Source organism: Pseudomonas ekonensis, from assembly GCF_019145435.1.
GTDB lineage: Bacteria > Pseudomonadota > Gammaproteobacteria > Pseudomonadales > Pseudomonadaceae > Aquipseudomonas > Aquipseudomonas ekonensis.
In genome coordinates, this window is the sequence record NZ_JAHSTS010000001.1 from 1,891,605 (window position 1) to 1,912,763 (window position 21,159).

Here is a 21,159-nt window from a genome sequence, read left to right on the forward strand (position 1 = left end):
CCGACCCTGGCCGGTTACGCGGCAACTACGGAAAGAATGGAGATCGTTCTGTGAACCTGATCGAACTGTTGGCGACACTCAAAGCGAAAGACATCCAATTGGCGGTCACGGACGACCAACTGCGGGTGCAAGGCAACAAACAGGCCCTGAGCGATCCGGCGGTGCTGGCGCTGCTGCGTGAGCACAAAGCTGCGCTGATCGAACTGATCAAGGCCGGCGGTTATGCGGCCGCCAAGCACGGCCAGGTGGAGGTGCCGGCCAACGGCATCGTCCCCGGCACCACCCGCATCACCCCGGTGATGGTCACCCTGGCGGAACTGAGCCAGGACACCCTCGACCACCTCGTCGCCGAGGTACCGGGCGGCGCCGAAAACGTGCAGGACATCTACCCCCTGGCGCCGCTGCAGGAGGGCATCCTGTTTCACCACGCCAGCGGCGGCGAAGGCGACCCTTACGTGATGCAGGCGCAATTCGCGTTCACCGACATGCAGCGTTTCCAGGCGTTCGCCCAGGCCTTGCAGACCGTGATCAACCGCCATGACATCCTGCGTACCGCCGTGGTCTGGGAAGGCCTGGATGCGCCGCTGCAAGTGGTGTGGCGCCGGGCGCACCTGCCGCTGGAAGAGTTCGTGCCGCAGGACGGCGAAGCCGACGCGCTGGCGCAACTGAACGCGCATTTCGACCCGCGGCACTTCCGCCTGGACGTCAGCCGGGCGCCGATGCTGCGTCTGGCCTATGCCAAAGACCCCGCCGGGCAACGCATCATCGCCACGCTGCTGTACCACCACATGGCGATGGACCACTCGGCGCTGGAGGTGGTGAGCCACGAGATGCGCGAGTGCCTCTCGGGGCAGGGCGCACGGCTGGGGCGGCCGGTGCCGTTTCGCAACTACGTGGCCCAGGCGCGGCTGGGCATCAGCGAAGCGGAACATGAGGCGTTCTTTCGCGACATGCTCGGCGACATCGACGAACCGACGCTGCCGTTCGGCTTGCAGGACGTGCAGGGCGACGGTCAAGGCATCGCCGAGCTGGGCATGCCGGTGGAGGCGGAGCTGGGGCAGCGCCTGCGCACGCAGGCGCGGCAACTCGGCGTGAGTGCGGCGAGCCTGTTCCACCTGGCTTGGGCGCAGGTGCTGGCCACGCTCACCGGCAAGCCGTCGGTGGTGTTCGGCACGGTGTTGATGGGGCGTCTGCAAGGCGCCGAAGCCATTGACCGGGCCCTGGGGATCTTCATCAACACGCTGCCGGTGCGGCTGGACATCGACGGGCAGGGCGTGCGCGCCGCCGTCCAGGCGACCCACGTGCGCCTCACCACCCTGATGCGCCACGAACACGCGCCGTTGGCGCTGGCCCAGCGGTGCAGCCAGGTGGCCGCGCCGACGCCATTGTTCAGCGCGTTGTTCAACTACCGCCACAGCCATGGCGCAGCGGCTGCGCACGCTCAGGCGCAGACGGCCTGGGAAGGCATCACCAACCTGCATGCCGAGGAACGCAGCAACTATCCGCTGACGCTCAGCGTCGACGATTTCGGCGACGCCTTCCGCCTGACGCTGCTGGCCTCCACGCAGCTCGATCCGCAGCGGGTCTGCGGTTACATGCATTGCGCCGTGGAAGGCCTTGTCCAGGCATTGGAGCAGACGCCGGATCTACCCGTCCATGAACTGTCGGTGCTGCCAACGGCCGAGCGTGAGCAAGTGCTGTTCGGCTTCAACGCCACCGCCGCCGACTATCCGCAAGGCCTCACCACCCCGCAACGCTTCGAGGCCCAGGCCGAACAACGGCCCGACGCCGTGGCCGCCGCGTTCCTCGGCGAGCAACTGACCTACGCCGACCTCAACCGTCGGGCCAACGCCCTGGCCCGGCACCTGACCGGGCTGGGCGTGCACCCTGACGACCGCGTGGCCATCGTCGCCCGCCGTGGGCTGGACACCCTGGTCGGCCTGGTGGCGATCCTCAAGGCCGGCGCCGGCTACGTGCCGGTGGATCCGGCGCACCCGGCCGAGCGCCTGGAGTACCTGCTCGGCGACAGCGCCCCGGTGGCCGTGCTGACCCAGAGCGGTTTGCGCCCACGCCTGCCGGCGCTGGACGTGCCGGTGCTCGACCTCGACCTCGCGCAATGGCCGGCGGACGACGCCGGCAACCCGCAGGTGCCGGGCCTCACCCCGGAACACCTGGCCTACGTGATCTACACCTCCGGCTCCACCGGCCTGCCGAAAGGCGTGATGGTCGAGCACAAGACGCTGGGCAACCTGATCGACTGGCACTGCGCGGCGTTCGACCTGTGCGCCGGGCGCCACACCTCGAGCCTGGCCGGGTTCGGTTTCGACGCCATGGCCTGGGAGGTCTGGCCGGCGCTGTGCGCAGGGGCGACCCTGCACCTGGCGCCGGTCCATGAGGGCACCGAGGACATCGACGCGCTGCTCGGCTGGTGGCGCGAGCAGCCGCTGGACGTGAGCTTCCTGCCGACCCCGGTGGCCGAGTACGCCTTCGGCCAGAATATCGGGCACCCGACCCTGCGCACGCTGCTGATCGGCGGCGACCGCCTGCGCCAGTTCGGCCGCAGCCAGACCTTCGACGTGGTCAACAACTACGGCCCGACCGAGGCCACGGTGGTCGCCACCTCGGGCCTGATCGAGGCGGGGCAGACCTTGCACATCGGCCGCCCGGTGGCCAACGCCACGGTGTACCTGCTGGACGAGCAGCAGCGCCCGGTGCCGATCGGCGTGACCGGCGAACTGTACGTCGGCGGCGCCGGCGTCGCCCGGGGCTACCTCAACCGGCCGGAACTGACCGAAGAACGCTTCCTGCAAGACCCGTTCAACCCCGGCCGCATGTACCGCACCGGCGACCTGGCGCGCTGGCGCGAAGACGGGGCCATCGAGTACCTGGGCCGCAACGACGACCAGGTGAAGATCCGCGGCGTGCGCATCGAACTGGGCGAGATCGAGAACCGCCTCAACCACCTGCCGGGCATCCAGGAGGCGGTGCTGCTGGCCCGCGAGGACGAGCCCGGCCAGGTGCGGCTGGTGGCGTACTTCACCGCGCAGAGCGGGGTCGAGCCGCTGGAGGTCGGCGAACTGCGTGCGCACCTGCTGACCCAGTTGCCGGAATACATGGTGCCGTCCGCGTTCGTCCGGCTCGACGTCTTGCCGCTGACCGCCAACGGCAAGCTCGACCGCAGGGCCCTGCCGAAACCTGAGCGCAGCGCGCTGTTCACCCGCGAGTACGAGGCGCCGCAGGGCGAGCTGGAACAAGCGCTGGCGCAGGTGTGGGCCGAGGTGCTGCAAGTGGAAAGGGTGGGGCGCCGCGACCACTTCTTCGAACTGGGCGGGCACTCGCTGCTGGCGATGCGCATGGTGTCCCAGGTGCGCCAGCGCCTGGGCGTCGAGCTGGCGTTGGGCGACCTGTTCGCCAACGCCGAACTGGCGGCGGTGGCCGAGGTGCTGTCCCGTTCGGGCCGCAGCACCTTGCCGGGCATCGTGCCGGCGCCGCGCGACCAGGCGCTGCCGCTGTCGTTCGCCCAGCAGCGGCTGTGGTTCCTGTCGCAGATGGAAGGGGCCAACACCGCCTACAACATCCCGATTGCCTTGCGCCTGCGTGGGCGCCTCGACGCAGACGCACTGCAACGCTCGCTGGCGCGGATTGTCGCCCGTCACGAAACCCTGCGCAGCCGCTTCGCCCAGTTCAATGACGAGGCCCAGGTGCTGATCGCCCCGGTGGACAGCGGCTTGCCGTTGCAGGCTGAAGACCTGCGCCGGCACCCGCAGGCCGAAGCCGCGTTGCTGGCGTTGATCGAGGGCGAAGCGTCGGCCCCGTTCGACCTGGAGGACGATCCGCTGATCCGCGGACGGCTGGTGCGCATGGCCGACGATCACCACGTCTTGCTGCTGACCTTGCACCACATCGTCACCGACGGCTGGTCCATGGGCGTGCTGACCCGCGAGCTGATGGCGCTGTACCAGGCCTTCAGCCACGGCGAGCCCGATCCGCTGCCGCCGCTGGCCTTGCAGTACACCGACTACGCCGTGTGGCAGCGCCGCTGGCTCAGCGGCGAAGTGCTGCAACGCCAGAGCGACTACTGGCGCCAGACCCTGAGCGGTGCGCCGGCCTTGCTCGCGCTGCCCACCGACCGGCCGCGCCCGGTGCAGCAGGACTATGCCGGCCGCCAGATCGAAATCACTCTGGATGAACGCCTGACCGCCGGCCTCAACGCGTTGTGCCAGCGCCACGGCGTGACCCTGTACATGGCCCTGACGGGCGCGTGGGCGATGCTGATGGCGCGCCTGTCCGGCCAGACGGACGTGGTGATCGGCTCGCCGGTGGCCAACCGTGGCCGGGCCGAGATCGAAGGCCTGATCGGCATGTTCGTCAACACCCTGGCGCTGCGCATCGACACCTCGGGCGAGCTGAGCGCCGAGGCGCTGCTGGCCCAGGTCAAGGCCCGCACGCTGGAAGCCCAGGCCCACCAGGACCTGCCGTTCGAGCAAGTGGTGGACATCGTCAAGCCGCAACGCAGCCTGGCCCACAGCCCGCTGTTCCAGACCCTGTTCAGCTGGGAAAGCCGTCAAGGCGAACGCCTGATCCTGGACGACCTGGCGCTCGAAGGCGTCGCCGAGCCCAGCCATTTCGCCAAGTTCGACCTGTCGCTGACCCTGCGTGAGGCGCAAGGCGAGCTTCGCGGCACGCTGGAGTACGCCACGGCGTTGTTCGACGAAGCGACGGTCGTGCGTTACTTCGGTTACCTGCAGCGGCTGCTGCAAGCGATGGCCAGCGATGACCACGCGGTGCTGGAGCAGGTGCCGATGCTCGCGGAAGACGAGCGGCAGGCGCTGCTGTTCGATCTCAACGCCACCGACGTCGACTACGACCTGCAACAGACGATCCATGGCCTGTTCGAGGCCCAGGCCTTGCGCACGCCGCAGGCCGTGGCGGTCAAGAGCGGCGACCGCTCCCTGGGCTACGCCGAGCTTAACCGCCAGGCCAACCGCCTGGCCCGTCACCTGCGTGGCTTGGGCGTGGGCCCCGATGCACGGGTGGGGATCTGCGTCGAGCGCAGCCCGGAGATGGTGGTGGGCTTGCTGGCGATCCTCAAGGCCGGCGGCGGCTACGTGCCGCTGGATCCGGCGTACCCGGCGGAACGCCTGGCCTACATGCTGGCCGACAGCGCGCCGCTGGCGGTGCTGGTGCACGGCGCGACCCGCAGTGTGCTCGGCGAATCCGCCGCACAGGTGGTCGACCTGGACCGGTCGGTCTGGGAATCGCAACCGCAAGACAACCTGCCGGCGCAGGGCCTGACCCCGCAGCACATGGCCTACGTGATCTACACCTCCGGCTCCACCGGCCAGCCCAAGGGCGTGATCAACGAGCACTCCGGTGTGGTCAACCGCCTGCTGTGGATGCAGGACGCTTACCGCCTGAGCGCCGAAGACACGGTGCTGCAAAAGACCCCGTTCAGCTTCGACGTGTCGGTGTGGGAGTTTTTCTGGCCGCTGATGACCGGGGCGCGGCTGGTCATGGCCCGGCCCGAGGGCCACAAGGATCCGCAGTACCTGAGCGACATCATCGCGGCGGAGCGCGTCACCACGCTGCACTTCGTGCCGTCGATGCTCGATGTGTTCCTCGCCCATGGCGACACCGCCCGCTGCGCCGGCCTGCGTCAGGTGATGTGCAGCGGCGAGGCGCTGCCGGGCAGCCTGGTGCGGCGCTTCAAGCAACAGTTGCCGGGCATCGGCCTGCACAACCTGTACGGCCCGACCGAAGCGGCGGTGGACGTCACCGCGTGGGACTGCGCGGGGCCCCTCGAGACCACGCCGGACAACACCCCCATCGGCAAACCGATCGCCAACACCCGGATGTACATCCTCGACGGGCAACGGCAACCGGTGCCGCTGGGCGTGGTCGGCGAGCTGTACATCGGCGGCGTGCAGGTGGCGCGGGGTTACCTCAACCGTGCGCAGCTCAGCGCCGAGCGGTTCCTGGAGGATCCGTTCCGGCCGCAGGGGCGGATGTACCGCACCGGCGACGTCGCCCGCTGGCTGGCCGACGGCAACATCGAATACCTGGGCCGCAACGACGACCAGGTGAAGATCCGCGGCCTGCGCATCGAGCTGGGCGAGATCCAGTCGCGCCTGACCGCCCTGGACGGCGTGCAGGAAGCGGCGGTGCTGGCCCGCGAGGACGTGCCGGGGGACAAGCGGCTGGTGGCGTACTACACCGGCGCACAACAGTCGGTGGAGGACCTGCGCACACGGCTGCTCGAACACCTGCCGGATTACATGGTGCCGGCGCTGTTCGTGCACCTGGCCGTCTGGCCGCTGAGCCCCAACGGCAAGCTTGACCGCAAGGCGCTGCCGGCGCCGGATCAGGCTGCGGCGAGCGTGCGCAAGTACGAGGCTCCGGTCGGCGAGACGGAAATCACCCTCGCGCAATTGTGGTCCGAGCTGCTCAACGTCGAGCGGGTCGGGCGTCACGACCATTTCTTTGAACTGGGCGGGCACTCGCTGCTGGCGGTCAATCTGGTCGCCCGCATGCGTCGCGCCGGCCTGACGGCGGACGTGCGCGTGCTGTTCAACCAGCCGACCCTCGCCGCCCTGGCGGCCGCCGTCGGCGGGGCGCCGGAAGCCGAAGTGCCGGCCAACCGCATCGCGCCGGACTGTCGGCGGATCACCCCTGAGCTGCTGCCGCTGGTTGCGCTCGACCAGGCCGATATCGACCGCATCGTCGCCGGCATCCCTGGCGGCGCGGCCAACGTGCAGGACCTCTACCCGCTGGCGCCGCTGCAGGCCGGGATCCTGTTCCATCACCTGACGGCCACCGAGGGCGATCCGTACGTGCTGCAGGCGCAGTTCGCCTTCGCCGACGAGCAGCGTCTGAACGTGTTCGCCGAGGCCTTGCAGCATGTGATCGACCGTCACGACATCCTGCGCACGTCGTTCTTCTACGAAGGGCTGGACGAGCCGGTGCAGGTGGTCTGGCGCCAGGCGTCGCTGGTGAGCGAAACGCTGGATCTTGCGGCCGGGGCGGGGGACGCGCTGACGCAACTGCGCGCGCGGTTCGATGTCCGGCATTACCGCATGGCCGTGGATCAGGCACCGCTGCTGCGCCTGGTGCACGCCTGGGACGCGGACAACCGGCGCGTGGTGGCGCTGCTGCTGTTCCATCACCTGGTGATGGACCACGTGGCGCTTGAGGTGCTGCAGCACGAGATGCAAGCCGTGTTGCTCGGTCACGAACAGCGCTTGGCGGAACCGGTGCCGTACCGCAACCATGTGGCCCGCACGCGTTCGGGCCTCGACGACCGGGCGCACGAGGCGTTCTTCCGGGCGATGCTCGGCGATGTCGAGGAAGCGACCGTGCCCTATGGCCGCCATGTCGCGCAGGGCGGCGAGACGGCGCGGGCGCACCTGACGCTGGACAATCCGCTCAGCCGCACGCTGCGGCGCCAGGCCCGGCGCCTGGGCATCAGCGTCGCCAGCCTGATGCACCTGGCCTGGGCCCAGGTGCTGGGGCAACTGGCGGGCCGCGACGACGTGGTGTTCGGCACCGTCCTGCTCGGCCGCCTGCACGGCGGCGAGGGCGTCGAGCGCTCGCCGGGGGTGTTCATCAATACCTTGCCGCTGCGCATCGGCCTGACCGGGCAAACCGTGAAGGCCGCCGCGCTGGCCGTCCAGCAACGTTTGAACCAACTGCTTGAGCATGAGCACGTGCAACTGGCGCTGGTGCAGCATTGCAGCGCCATGGCGCCGGGCACGCCGCTGTTCGGCACGTTGCTCAATTACCGCCACAGCGCAGCGCAAGGTTCGGCCTCGGCCGAAACGGAGCACGCCTGGAAGGGCATGCGATTGCTGGAGGCCGAGGAACACACCAACTATCCCGTGACCCTCAGCGTCGATGACTTGGGCGAGGACTTCAGCCTGACGGCGTTGACCGGGGCGGGGATCGAGGCCCGGCGGATCTGCGGATACATGCACGGCGCGCTGGAGCGTCTGGCGCTTGCGTTGGAGCAGTCTGCAGACCTGCCGATCAATCAACTGACGATCCTGACGGCGGCGGAAAGCAAGCAAGTGCTGCACGGCTTCAACGCCACCGCCGCCGACTATCCGCAAGGCCTCACCACCCCGCAACGCTTCGAGGCCCAGGCCGAACAGCGGCCCGACGCCGTGGCCGCCGCGTTCCTCGGCGAGCAGCTGACCTACGCCGACCTCAACCGCCGGGCCAACGCCCTGGCCCGGCACCTGACCGGGCTGGGCGTGCGCCCCGACGACCGCGTGGCCATCGTCGCCCGCCGCGGGCTGGACACCCTGGTCGGCCTGGTGGCGATCCTCAAGGCCGGCGCCGGCTACGTGCCGGTGGATCCGGCGCACCCGGCCGAGCGCCTGGAGTACCTGCTCGGCGACAGCGCCCCGGTGGCCGTGCTGACCCAGAGCGGTTTGCGCCCACGCCTGCCGGCGCTGGACGTGCCGGTGCTCGACCTCGACCTCGCGCAATGGCCGGCGGGCGACGCCGGCAACCCGCAGGTGCCGGGCTTCACCCCGGAACACTTGGCCTACGTGATCTACACCTCCGGCTCCACCGGCCTGCCGAAAGGCGTGATGGTCGAGCACAAGACGCTGGGCAACCTGATCGACTGGCACTGCGCGGCGTTCGACCTGTGCGCCGGGCGCCACACCTCGAGCCTGGCCGGGTTCGGTTTCGACGCCATGGCCTGGGAGGTCTGGCCGGCGCTGTGCGCAGGGGCGACCCTGCACCTGGCGCCGGTCCACGACGGCGCCGAGGACATCGACGCGCTGCTCGGCTGGTGGCGCGAGCAGCCGCTGGACGTCAGCTTCCTGCCGACCCCGGTGGCCGAGTACGCCTTCGGCCAGAACATCGGTCACCCGACCCTGCGCACGCTGCTGATCGGCGGCGACCGCCTGCGCCAGTTCGGCCGCAGCCAGACCTTCGACGTGGTCAACAACTACGGCCCGACCGAGGCCACGGTGGTCGCCACCTCGGGCCTGATCGAGGCGGGGCAGACCTTGCACATCGGCCGCCCGGTGGCCAACGCCACGGTGTACCTGCTGGACGAGCAGCAGCGCCCGGTGCCGATCGGCGTGGCCGGCGAACTGTACGTCGGCGGCGCCGGCGTCGCCCGGGGCTACCTCAACCGGCCGGAGCTGACCGAAGAACGCTTCCTGCAAGACCCGTTCAACCCCGGCCGCATGTACCGCACCGGCGACCTGGCGCGCTGGCGCGAAGACGGGGCCATCGAGTACCTGGGCCGCAACGACGACCAGGTGAAGATCCGCGGCGTGCGCATCGAACTGGGCGAGATCGAGAACCGCCTCAACCACCTGCCGGGCATCCAGGAGGCGGTGCTGCTGGCCCGCGAGGACGAGCCCGGCCAGGTGCGGCTGGTGGCGTACTTCACCGCGCAGAGCGGGGTCGAGCCGCTGGAGGTCGGCGAACTGCGTGCGCACCTGCTGACCCAGTTGCCGGAATACATGGTGCCGTCGGCGTTCGTCCGGCTCGACGCCTTGCCGCTGACCGCCAACGGCAAGCTCGACCGCAGGGCCCTGCCGAAACCTGAGCGCAGCGCGCTGTTCACCCGCGAGTACGAGGCGCCGCAGGGCGAGCTGGAACAAGCGCTGGCGCAGGTGTGGGCCGAGGTGCTGCAAGTGGAAAGGGTGGGGCGCCGCGACCACTTCTTCGAACTGGGCGGGCACTCGCTGCTGGCGATGCGCATGGTGTCCCAGGTGCGCCAGCGCCTGGGCGTCGAGCTGGTGTTGGGCGACCTGTTCGCCAACGCCGAACTGGCGGCGGTGGTCGAGGTGCTGTCCCGTTCGGGCCGCAGCACCTTGCCGGACATCGTGCCGGCGCCGCGCGACCAGGCGCTGCCGCTGTCGTTCGCCCAGCAGCGGCTGTGGTTCCTGTCGCAAATGGAAGGGGCCAACACCGCCTACAACATCCCGATTGCCTTGCGCCTGCGCGGGCGCCTCGACGGAGAGGCTCTGCAACGCTCGCTGGCGCGGATTGTCGCCCGTCACGAAACCCTGCGCAGCCGCTTTACCGCAGTGAACGACGAGGCGCAGGTACTGATCGCAGCGGACAGCGAAGGTCTGGCGCTGCCGACCGTGGACTTGCGCAACGCTCCGCCAGAGGCCTTGCAAACGCTGATCGGCCGTGAGGCCTCTGCACCGTTCGATCTGCAGACGGGCCCGTTGATCCGTGGGCAGTTTGTGCAGTTGGCGGATGACCATCATGTGCTGCTGGTGACCGTGCACCACATCGTCGCTGACGGCTGGTCCATGGGCGTGCTGACCCGCGAGCTGACGGCGCTGTACCAGGCCTTCAGCCATGGCGGGCCCGATCCTTTGCCGCCGCTGGCCTTGCAGTACACCGACTACGCCGTGTGGCAGCGCCGCTGGCTCAGCGGCGAAGTGCTGCAACGCCAGAGCGACTACTGGCAGCAGGCATTGGCCGGTGCGCCAACACTGCTTTCGCTGCCCACCGACCGTCCGCGTCCGGCCCGTCAGGCGTATGCCGGCGGCAGCGTCGAGGTGATCCTCGACGCGCCCCTGAGCGCCGGGCTCAAGGCCTTGAGCCAACGTCACGGCGTGACCCTGTACATGGTGATGATGAGCGCCTGGGCGATGCTGCTCGGTCGGCTGTCCGGCCAGACGGACGTGGTGATCGGCTCGCCGGTGGCCAACCGTGGCCGGGCCGAGATCGAAGGGCTGATCGGCATGTTCGTCAACACCTTGGCCCTGCGCATCGACACTTCGGGCGAGGTGAGCGCCGATGCGCTGCTGGCCCAGGTCAAGGCCCGCACGCTGGAAGCCCAGGCCCACCAGGACCTGCCGTTCGAGCAAGTGGTGGACATCGTCAAGCCGGAGCGCAGCCTGGCCCACAGCCCGTTGTTCCAGACCCTGCTCGGCTGGGACAGCAGCGTGGCGCCGGACCTGGCGCTGGGCGAGTTGACGCTGGAAGGCCTGGCCGGTCAGAACCCGGTCGCCAAGTTTGACCTGTCGCTGACCTTGGGCGAGGCCCGGGGCTCGATCTGCGGTTCGCTCGAATACGCCACGGCGCTGTTCGACGAGGCGACCGTGCAGCGCTTTGTCGGCTACTTCCGACAACTGCTGCGGGCCATGGCCGGCAACGATCAGGCGATCCTTGAGCGGGTGGAGATCCTGTCTGAGGACGAACGACGGACACTGCTGGCCGACTTCAACGCCACCGATGCAGCCGTCGCGGCGGATGAGACCGTTCATGGCCGCTTCGAGGCGCAGGCATTGCGCACACCGCATGCGGTGGCCGTGCAGAGCGGTGATCAGGCGTTGAGCTACGCCGAGCTGAACCGCCAGGCCAACCGTCTGGCCCGCCACTTGCGCGGGTTGGGCGTGGGCCCGGATGCGCGGGTGGGGATCTGCGTCGAGCGCAGCCCCGAGCTGCTGGTCGGCCTGCTGGCGATCCTCAAGGCCGGCGGCGCCTATGTGCCGCTGGATCCGGCGTACCCGGCGGAACGCCTGGCCTACATGCTGGCGGACAGCGCGCCGGCGGCGGTGCTGGTGCACGGTGCGACCCGCACGCTGCTCGGGGACGTCGCCGCACCGGTGGTCGATCTGGACAAGGCGGATTGGCAATCGCAGCCTTCGGACAACCTGCCGGCCGAAGGCCTGACCCCGCAACACCTGGCCTACGTGATCTACACCTCTGGCACCACCGGCACGCCGAAAGGCGTGATGGTCGAGCACCGCAGCCTGAGCAACCTGCTGCACTGGAGCGCGCAGCTGTGTCCGCAGGGCGAAGGCCATGCGCTGCTGCAGAAGACTCCGTTCAGCTTCGACGCCTCGGTCTGGGAGCTGTTCTGGCCGCTGACCGCCGGGATGCGTCTGGTGCTGGCCAGCCCCGACGGGCACCGCGATCCGGCGTACCTGGTGCAGGTGATCCGCGAGCAACGGGTCGGCGTGGTGCAGTTCGTGCCGGTGCTGCTGCAGCAGTTCCTCGACGTGGAACAGGTCGGTCAGTGCGCCAGCCTCACCGACATCGTCTGCGGGGGCGGCGAGCTGACCGAAGCGTTGGTGCGCAGCGTGCGCGAGCGCTTGCCGCAGGTGCGGCTGCACAACGTCTACGGCCCGACCGAGGCCACGGTGGACAGCACGGTGTGGACGCTGGAGCCCGGCGCCGCGCTGCCGGAAGGCGCACCGCCGATCGGCAAACCGGTCAGCAACACCCGCGTCTACCTTCTCGATGCCCATGGCCAACCGGTGCCGCGCGGTTCGGTCGGCGAACTGTGCATCGGCGGCGTGCAGGTCGCCCGGGGCTACTTCAACCGTGCGGACCTGACGGCGGAACGTTTCCTCAAGGATCCGTTCAGCGAGCGGGACGACGCACGGATCTACCGCTCCGGCGACCTGGCCCGTCATCGGGCCGACGGCACCATCGAGTACCTGGGCCGCAACGACGACCAGGTGAAGATCCGTGGCCTGCGCATCGAGCTCGGCGAAATCCAGGCCTGCCTGCTGCAAGCCGAAGGCGTGCGCGAGGCGGTGGTGCTGGCCCGTGAAGACGCGCCGGGGGATGTGCGGCTGGTCGCGTACTACACCGCCCGCGAACACGCGCCTGCCATCGAGAGCCTGCATGCGCACCTGCACGCCCGGCTGCCGGCCTACATGGTGCCGTCGGCCTGGGTGCGGCTCGACGCCTGGCCGTTGAGCCCCAACGGCAAGGTCGACCGCAGCGCGCTGCCGGCGCCGGACCAGGCGTCGGTGATCGTGCGCGAGTACGAAGCCCCGGTCGGCGAGGTGGAAGTCACCCTCGCGCGGTTGTGGTCCGAACTGCTCAACGTCGAGCGGGTGGGGCGCCACGACCACTTCTTCGAACTGGGCGGCCACTCGCTGCTGGCGGTCAACCTGGCGGCGCGCATGCGCCGTGCCGGGCTGGCGGTGGATGTGCATGCGCTGTTCAGTCAGCCGACCCTCGCCGCACTGGCCGCCGCCGTGAGCCGCGCGCCGGAGGTCGAGGTGCCGGCCAACCGCATCGCACCGGACTGCCGGCGGATCACCCCTGAGCTGCTGCCGCTGGTTGCGCTGGACCAGGCCGCCATTGACCGCATCGTCGCCAGCATTCCGGGCGGTGCGGCCAACGTGCAGGACCTCTACCCGCTGGCGCCGTTGCAGGCCGGGATCCTGTTCCATCACCTGTCGGCGACCCAGGGCGATCCGTACGTGCTGCAGGCGCAGTTCGCGTTTGCCGACGAGCAGCGCCTGAATACGTTCGTCGAGGCCTTGCAACGGGTGATCGAGCGTCACGACATCCTGCGCACGTCGCTGTTCCACGACGGGCTGGACGAACCGGTGCAGGTGGTCTGGCGCCGGGCGCCGCTGGTGAGCGAGGCGCTGACGCTGGACATCGGCGGCGGTGACGCGCTGGAGCAACTGCGCGCCCGCTTCGATGTCGGGCACTACCGCATGGCCGTCGATCAGGCGCCGCTGATGCGGGTGGTGCATGCCTGGGACGCGGACAACCGGCGCGTGGTGGCGTTGCTGCTGTTCCATCACCTGGTGATGGACCATGTGGCGCTTGAAGTGCTGCAGCACGAGATGAACGCCGTGCTGCTCGACCAGGTGGAGCAACTGCCGGCGCCGGTGCCGTACCGCAACCATGTGGCCCAGACCCGTCTGGGGGTGGGCGAGCAGGAGCACGTGGCGTTCTTCAGCGAAATGCTCGGCGATGTCGACGAGCCGACCGTGCCGTTCGGCCAGGGCACGGCAGACGACCTCTGCACCGGCCATTCGCAACAGTTGCTGGACCGCGACCTAAGCCGCCGGGTCAGAACCCAGGCCAGGCAACTGGGCGTCAGCGCCGCGAGCCTGATGCACCTGGCGTGGGCCCAAGTGCTGGGGCAACTGTCGGGCCGCGACGACGTGGTGTTCGGCACGGTCCTGCTGGGGCGGCTGAACGGCGGCGAAGGGGTCGAGCGGGCGCTGGGGGTGTTCATCAACACCCTGCCGCTGCGGGTCGACATGAGCGGGCAGACCGTGAAGGGCGGGGTGTTGGCCGTCCATGAGAGGCTCAATCGCCTGTTGCGCCACGAACAAGCGTCATTGGCGCTGGCGCAGCGGTGCAGCGGCATCGCTTCCGGGGCGCCGCTGTTCAATGCGTTGCTCAATTACCGTCACAGCGGTGCGGCGCTCGCGCCGTCCGCCGAAGCCGGTGCCGCGTGGGAAGGCATGCAACTGCTCAATGCCGAGGAGCACAGCAGCTACCGCCTGAGCCTGAGCGTCGATGACCTGGGCGAGGACTTCAGCCTGACGGCCCTGACGGCTGCCGGGATCGAAGCCGAGCGGATCTGCCGGTACATGCTCCAGGCGGTGGGCAACCTGGTGCAGGCGCTGGAACAGACGCCGCAACTGCAACTGGGCCGGCTTTCGATCCTGCCGGACGCCGAGCGCACGCGCTTGCTGTCGGAGTTCAACGACACGTTCCGCAAATACCCGGCGGCCCTGACCGTACACCGCTTGTTCGAGTGGCAGGTCGAGGAACACCCGCACGCCGTGGCGGCGGTTCACGGCGCGGCGTCGGTGACTTACGCCGAGCTGAACCGGCGGGCCAACCGCCTGGCCCACCACCTGATCGAGCAGGGCGTGGAGCCGGGCGACAACGTGGCGCTCCTGCTTCCGCGTTCGCTCGACCTGCTGGCGGCGCAACTGGCGATCAGCAAATGCGCGGCGGCCTATGTGCCGCTGGACATCAACGCCCCGGCCGAACGCCAGGCGTTCATGGTGCAAGACTGCGAAGCGATGCTGCTGTTGACCTTCAGCGGTGAGGAGGCCGACCACCCGGTGCACCGGATCGACCTGGACACCCTGGCGCTCGACGGGCAACCGACGCACGACCCGAACCTGCCGCAGTCGTCCGAGTCGCTGGCGTACATCATGTACACCTCCGGCTCCACCGGCGCGCCGAAAGGCGTGATGGTGCCGCACCGGGCCATCGGCCGGTTGGCGATCAACAACGGCTACGCCGACTTCAACCCGCAGGACCGGGTGGCGTTCGCCTCCAACCCGGCGTTTGACGCCAGCACCATGGACGTCTGGGGTGCGCTGCTCAACGGCGGCCGGGTGGTGGTGATCGACCACCGCACGCTGCTCGATCCGACGCTGTTCGGCCGTGAGCTGGCCGCCAGCGGGGTGACGGTGCTGTTCGTCACCACCGCGCTGTTCAACCAGTACGTGCAACTGATCCCGCGGGCACTCAAGGGCCTGCGCATCCTGCTGTGCGGCGGCGAGCGCGGCGACCCGGCGGCGTTCCGTCGCCTGCGGGCCGAGGCGCCGGACCTGCGCATCGTGCATTGCTACGGCCCGACCGAAACCACCACCTACGCGACGACCTTCGAGGTGCAGGAGGTGGCGACCGACGCCGAGAGCGTGTCCATCGGCGGCCCGATCTCCAACACCCAGGTGTACGTCCTCGATGCGCGGCAGCAGCCGGTGCCTTTCGGCGTGACCGGCGAGCTGTACATCGGCGGGCAGGGCGTGGCGATGGGTTACCTGAACCGGCCCGACCTGACGGCCGAGAAGTTCCTCAAGGATCCGTTCTGCGACCACCCGGGCGCCTTGCTCTACCGCACCGGCGACCTCGCGCGCTGGATCGCGCCGGGCCAACTGGAATGCCTGGGGCGCAACGACGATCAGGTGAAGGTGCGCGGCTTCCGCATCGAGCTGGGGGAAATCGAAAACCGTCTGCTCGGTTGCGCCGGGCTCAAGGAAGCGGTGGTGCTGGCCCGTCGTGACGGCCAGGAACCGCTGCGGCTGGTGGCGTACTACTCGGCCGATGACGAGTCCGTGGACAGCGCCGGCCTGCGTGCGCAGTTGCAGGCGCGGCTGCCGGACTACATGGTGCCGTCGGCCTGGGTGCGTCTCGACGCCTTGCCGCTGAACAACAACGGCAAGGTCGACCGCAAGGCCTTGCCGGCCCCCGAACAGGACGCGCTGCTGACCCGCGCCTACGAGGCGCCGGCCACGGCGCTGGAACAGACCCTGGCGCAGGTGTGGGCCGAGGTGCTGCAAGTGGAGCGGGTGGGGCGCCACGACCACTTCTTCGAACTGGGCGGGCATTCGCTGCTGGCGATGCGCATGGTGTCCCAGGTGCGCCAGCGGCTGGGCGTGGAACTGGCGTTGGGCGACTTGTTCGCCAACGCCGAACTCGCCGCGGTGGCAGAAGTGCTGTCCCGTTCGGGCCGCAGCACATTGCCGGACATCGTGCCGGCGCCGCGTGACCAGGCGCTGCCGCTGTCGTTCGCCCAGCAGCGGCTGTGGTTCCTGGCGCAGATGGAAGGGGGCAACACGGCCTACAACGTCCCGGCTGCCCTGCGCCTGCGCGGGCGGCTCGACGAAGGGGCCCTGCAACGGGCGCTCACCCGGATCGTCGCCCGCCACGAGACGCTGCGCAGCCGCTTCGCGGCCGTCAACGACGGGCCTCAAGTGCTGATCATGCCGGACGACAGCGGCCTGGTGCTGCAGGTCGAGGACCTGCGGCACGTCGAGCGGCCTGAACACGTTCTGCAGGTGCGGATCGAGAGAGAGGCGCGCGAGCCGTTCAACCTGCAGGACGATCCGTTGATCCGCGGACGGCTGCTGCGCATGGCGGACGATCACCATGTGCTGCTGTTGACGATGCACCACATCATCTCCGACGGCTGGTCCATGGGGGTGCTGACCCGCGAACTGACGGCGCTGTACCAGGCCTTCAGCCGGGGCGCGGCCGACCCGTTGCCGCCGCTGGCGCTGCAATACAGCGATTACGCGGTGTGGCAACGGCGTTGGCTCAGCGGCGAGGTGCTGCAGCGCCAGAGCGACTACTGGCAGCAAGCCCTGGCCGGTGCGCCGACCCTGCTGACCCTGCCCACCGACCGACCGCGCCCGGCCCGTCAGGACCATGCCGGCGGCAGTGTGGAGGTCTGGCTCGACGCCGGGTTGAGCGCCGGGCTCAAGGCGCTGTGCCAGCGCCACGGCGTGACGCCGTACATGGCGATGATGGCCACCTGGGCAGTGCTGATGACCCGGCTTTCGGGCCAGTCCGAGGTGGTGGTGGGGTCGCCGGTGGCCAACCGCATCCGGGCCGAGATCGAAGGCCTGATAGGCATGTTCGTCAACACCCTGGCGCTGCGCATCGACACCTCCGGCGGCCTGAGCGGCGCTGCGCTGCTGGCGCGGGTCAAGGCGTGCACGCTGGAGGCCCAGGCCCATCAGGACCTGCCGTTCGAGCAGGTGGTGGAGATCAGCCGGCCGGTGCGCAGCCTGTCGCACAGCCCGCTGTTCCAGACCTTGCTGGGCTGGGACAGCAGCGTGGCGCCGGCCTTGGCGCTGGGCGGGCTGACCCTCGAAGGCATTGCCGAGCCGAGCCGCTTCGTGAAGTTCGACCTGTCGATGCGGCTGGGCGAGACGCCGGACGGCGTCCGCGGTTCGTTGACCTACGCCACGGCGCTGTTCGACGAAGCGACGGTGCAACGCTTTGTCGGCTACTTCAAGCGGCTGTTGCAGGCCATGGTCGAGAATGACCAGGCCGTGCTGGATCGGGTGGACCTGTTGGCGCCGCAGGAACGGCAGCGCGTGCTGGGCGAATTCAACGCCACCGAAACCGCTTATGACCTGGAGCAGACCGTCCATGAGCTGTTCCAGGCGCAGGTGTCGCGCGCGCCGGATGCGGTGGCGGTCGCGGCGGGGCCGCAGCGGCTGACCTACGCCGAGCTCAATGCGCAGGCCAACCGCCTCGCTCATCACCTGCGCAGCCAAGGCGTGCAGCCGGATGCGCGGGTGGCGATCTGCGTCGAGCGCGGGCTGGACCTGGTGGTGGGCCTGCTGGCCATCCTCAAGGCCGGCGGCGCCTATGTGCCGCTGGATCCGGCGTACCCGGCGGATCGTCTGGCCTACATGCTCAAGGACAGCGCGCCTGTCGCCGTGCTGGTGCACCAGGCCACCCGGCCGCTGTTCGACGGGGCCGACAGCCTGCTGATCGACTTCGACCGCTGCACCTGGCAGGACGCCCCGGCCCATGACGTTCCGGTGCCGGGCCTGAGCGCCGGCCACCTGGCCTACATGATCTACACCTCTGGCTCCACCGGTACGCCGAAGGGGGTCATGCTGCAACACCGGGGCCTGTGCAACCTGGTGCACTGGGGCTCGCGGATCTGCCCGCCGACGGCGTCCGCCGCGCTGCTGCAAAAGGCACCGTTCAGTTTCGACGGTTCGGTGTGGGAGTTCTTCTGGCCCCTCACCAGCGGTGTGCGGCTGGAGCTCGCGCGGCCCGACGGCCACCGGGATCCGGCCTATCTGGCGCAGGTGATCCGTGAGCGGCAGATCACCGTGGTCAAGTTCGTGCCGGCGCTGCTGCAGCAGTTCCTCGAACTGGAGGAGGCCGGCCGGTGCACCTGCCTCACCGACGTGTTCTGCGGCGGCGGGGAGCTGACCGCCGCGCTGGCCCGTGCGGTGCGCCAGCGCCTGCCGTGGGTGCGCTTGCACAACGTCTACGGGCCGACCGAGGCGACGGTCGACAGCACGGCCTGGACGCTGGAGCCGGAGCAGCCGGTGCCGGATTCGGAGCTGCCGATCGGCAAGGCCATCTGCAACACCCGCCTGTATGTCCTCGATGCCAACGACTTGCCGGTGCCGACGGGTGTCAGCGGTCAGCTGCACATCGGCGGGGTGGGGGTCGCGCGGGGCTACATGAACCTGCCGCAGCTGCAGGCCGAACGGTTCATCGACAGCCCGTTCGTGGCCGGCGACCGCCTGTACCGCACGGGGGACCTGGTGCGCTACCGCACCGACGGCAACCTGGAGTTCCTGGGGCGCAACGACTTCCAGGTCAAGCTGCACGGCCTGCGTCTTGAGCTGGGCGAAATCGAAGCGCGGCTGATCGAACACCCGGCGCTGCGAACGGCAGTGGTGCTGAAGCGCGACGAGCGGCTGGTGGCCTATTTCACCCTGCGCACCGGCAGCGAAATGCCCACCGCAGAGGCGCTGCGGGCGCACATCACGCAGCGGCTGCCGGAGTACATGGCACCGGGGGCCTTTGTGCCGCTGGACGCCTTGCCGCTGTCGCCCAACGGCAAGGTCGACCGCCAGGCCCTGCCGGCGCCGGATGCCGACGTGCTGCGCGACCGTCCTTACGTCGCGCCGGAGGGCGAGACCGAACAGGCGGTGGCGCAGATCTGGGCCGAGCTGCTCGACATCGGCCGGGTCGGCCGCCACGACAACTTCTTCGAACTGGGCGGTCATTCGCTGCTGGCGATCCGTCTGATCAATCAGATGAAACGGGCCGGCCTGGAAGTGACGTTGGCCGAGCTGTTCCAGTCCCCGACCGTCGAAGCGGTGTGCGCGCGGCTTGCCGGGCGCGAGGCGGGCGAGCAACAGCCGGACGGCCTGATCGTGGTGCGTCCCGGCGACCGGGGCACGCCGCTGTTCCTGGTGCACGAGTTCAGCGGCCGGGAGATGTACTTCCCGGCGCTGGCCTTGCACATCGGCGGCGACTTCCCGGTCTACGGCCTGCCCGGCGTCACCCTGGGCCAACCGCAGCTGCGCACGCTGGAGTGCATGGCGGCGAGGATGATCGGCATCATGCGCTCGGTTCAGCCCCATGGGCCGTACCGCCTGGCCGGTTGGTCGTTCGGCGGGCTGCTGTCGTACGAAATCGCCCAGCAATTGATCGGCATGGACGAGCCGGTGGCCTTTGTCGGCCTGATCGACACCTACGCACCGCACCCCGCCCACCAGGACAAGTCGCGCTGGACCGGCGAACACCTGGACAAGCACCAGTTGCTGCAACACTGCCGGGCGTTCTCCCTGGACCGCGGGGAGGAGGGCGAAGCGGCGCTCGCGCAAGTGGCGTTGCTGGAGGCCGAGATCGAACGGCTCGACTTCAATGAGCTGTTCGCGCGCTGCCGCGATCAGCAGTTGCCGGACCCTGAGCTTTCGGCGGCCGGGGTCACCGATGCCTGGCACTACTTCGACCGTGAGGCGGCCCATGGGCAGGCGCTGGCGCATTACCGGGTCAGCCCGGCCAGCCAGACCGTGCACCTGTTCCGGGCGCAGGACTTGATGCCCGGCCAGGAACAGCCCGACCCGCTGCGCGGCTGGGGCGGACATGTGCCGCAAAACCTGCTGCGCTGCATCGACGTGCCCGGCGATCACCGCACCCTGATGAAACCGCCCCTCGTCCAGGCGATGGGGCATGCCCTCACTCAGGCGCTGGAGGCGGCGGCCGCGCCGGAACCGGCCAGCTATCAGCCGTTGCTCACTGTCCAGAGCGGCCATCCCGGTCACGCGCCGATCTTCTGCGTGCCGGGGGCGGGGGACAACGTCATCGGTTTCGTCCACCTCACCGAGGCGCTGGGGCCGGAGTGGCCGATCTTCGGTCTCCAGCCCCGTGGCCTGGACGGCGTGACGGTGCCGCACAGCCGGGTCGAGGCGGCCGCCGCGTTCTATGTGCAGGCCCTCGGGCAGTTGTACCCGCAGGGGCCGGTGCACCTGATCGGCCACTCGTTCGGCGGCTGGGTGGCGTACGCCATGGCGGCGCTGTTGCAGGCCCAGGGGCGTGAGGTGGCGTCCCTGAGCCTGATCGACAGCGAATCCCCCGGCGGCAACGGCGTGGCGGGCAAGCCGTACACCGCCACGGCGGCGTTGCAGCGGCTGATCGAGTCGCTGCAGCTGGCCAGCGGCAAGTCCCTGGGCATCGACCCGCCGGCCTTCGCCGAGGCCGACGGCGACACCCAGATGCGCCTGTTGCATGCGGGCATGGTGCGCGCCGCAATCCTGTCCGAGCGTTCCTCGCCCCAGGCCATGGACGGCCCGGTGCGCACCTTCGCCACGGCGCTGCGCACGGTCTACCGGCCGGCGCTGGCCTACACCGGGCCGGTGCGCCTGGCGCTGGTGGACGACCCGACGCTGGACGCGGCGGGCAACCAGCGCGAGCAGGCGGCGATGGTCGAGGGCTGGCGGCGGCAGACCACGGACCTGGCGGTGTGGTACGGGCCGGGCAACCACTTCACGATCCTCAAGGCGCCCAACGTCTTCAGTCTCGCGGCGTGGTGGCATGACGGGCTGACCGTGCCGGCGGGGCAGGTGCTGTCCTGAGCGGTGTTTCTCCAACCGGGCCCGGTCACCGACCGGGCCCAATCCTGAA

2 protein-coding genes (1 of these 2 cut by a window edge) are annotated in these 21,159 nt (G+C 69.5%); both read left to right on the plus strand.

Annotated features, from left to right (window positions below; translation table 11 throughout):
* Window positions 1-54, plus strand: partial view of a non-ribosomal peptide synthetase gene (locus KVG96_RS08580; RefSeq protein ID WP_217891615.1) — the end only. Its footprint begins 13,014 nt before the window's first position; only the last 54 of its 13,068 coding nucleotides appear in the window; its start codon lies beyond the left edge, outside the window; its stop codon occupies window positions 52-54.
* Window positions 51-21,110 (plus strand): non-ribosomal peptide synthase/polyketide synthase, encoded by a 21,060-nt coding sequence (locus KVG96_RS08585; RefSeq protein WP_217891616.1) that lies wholly within the window; start codon window positions 51-53, stop codon window positions 21,108-21,110. Before KVG96_RS08580 ends, KVG96_RS08585 begins: the two co-directional genes overlap by 4 nt.
* Window positions 21,111-21,159: the final 49 nt, after the last annotated feature.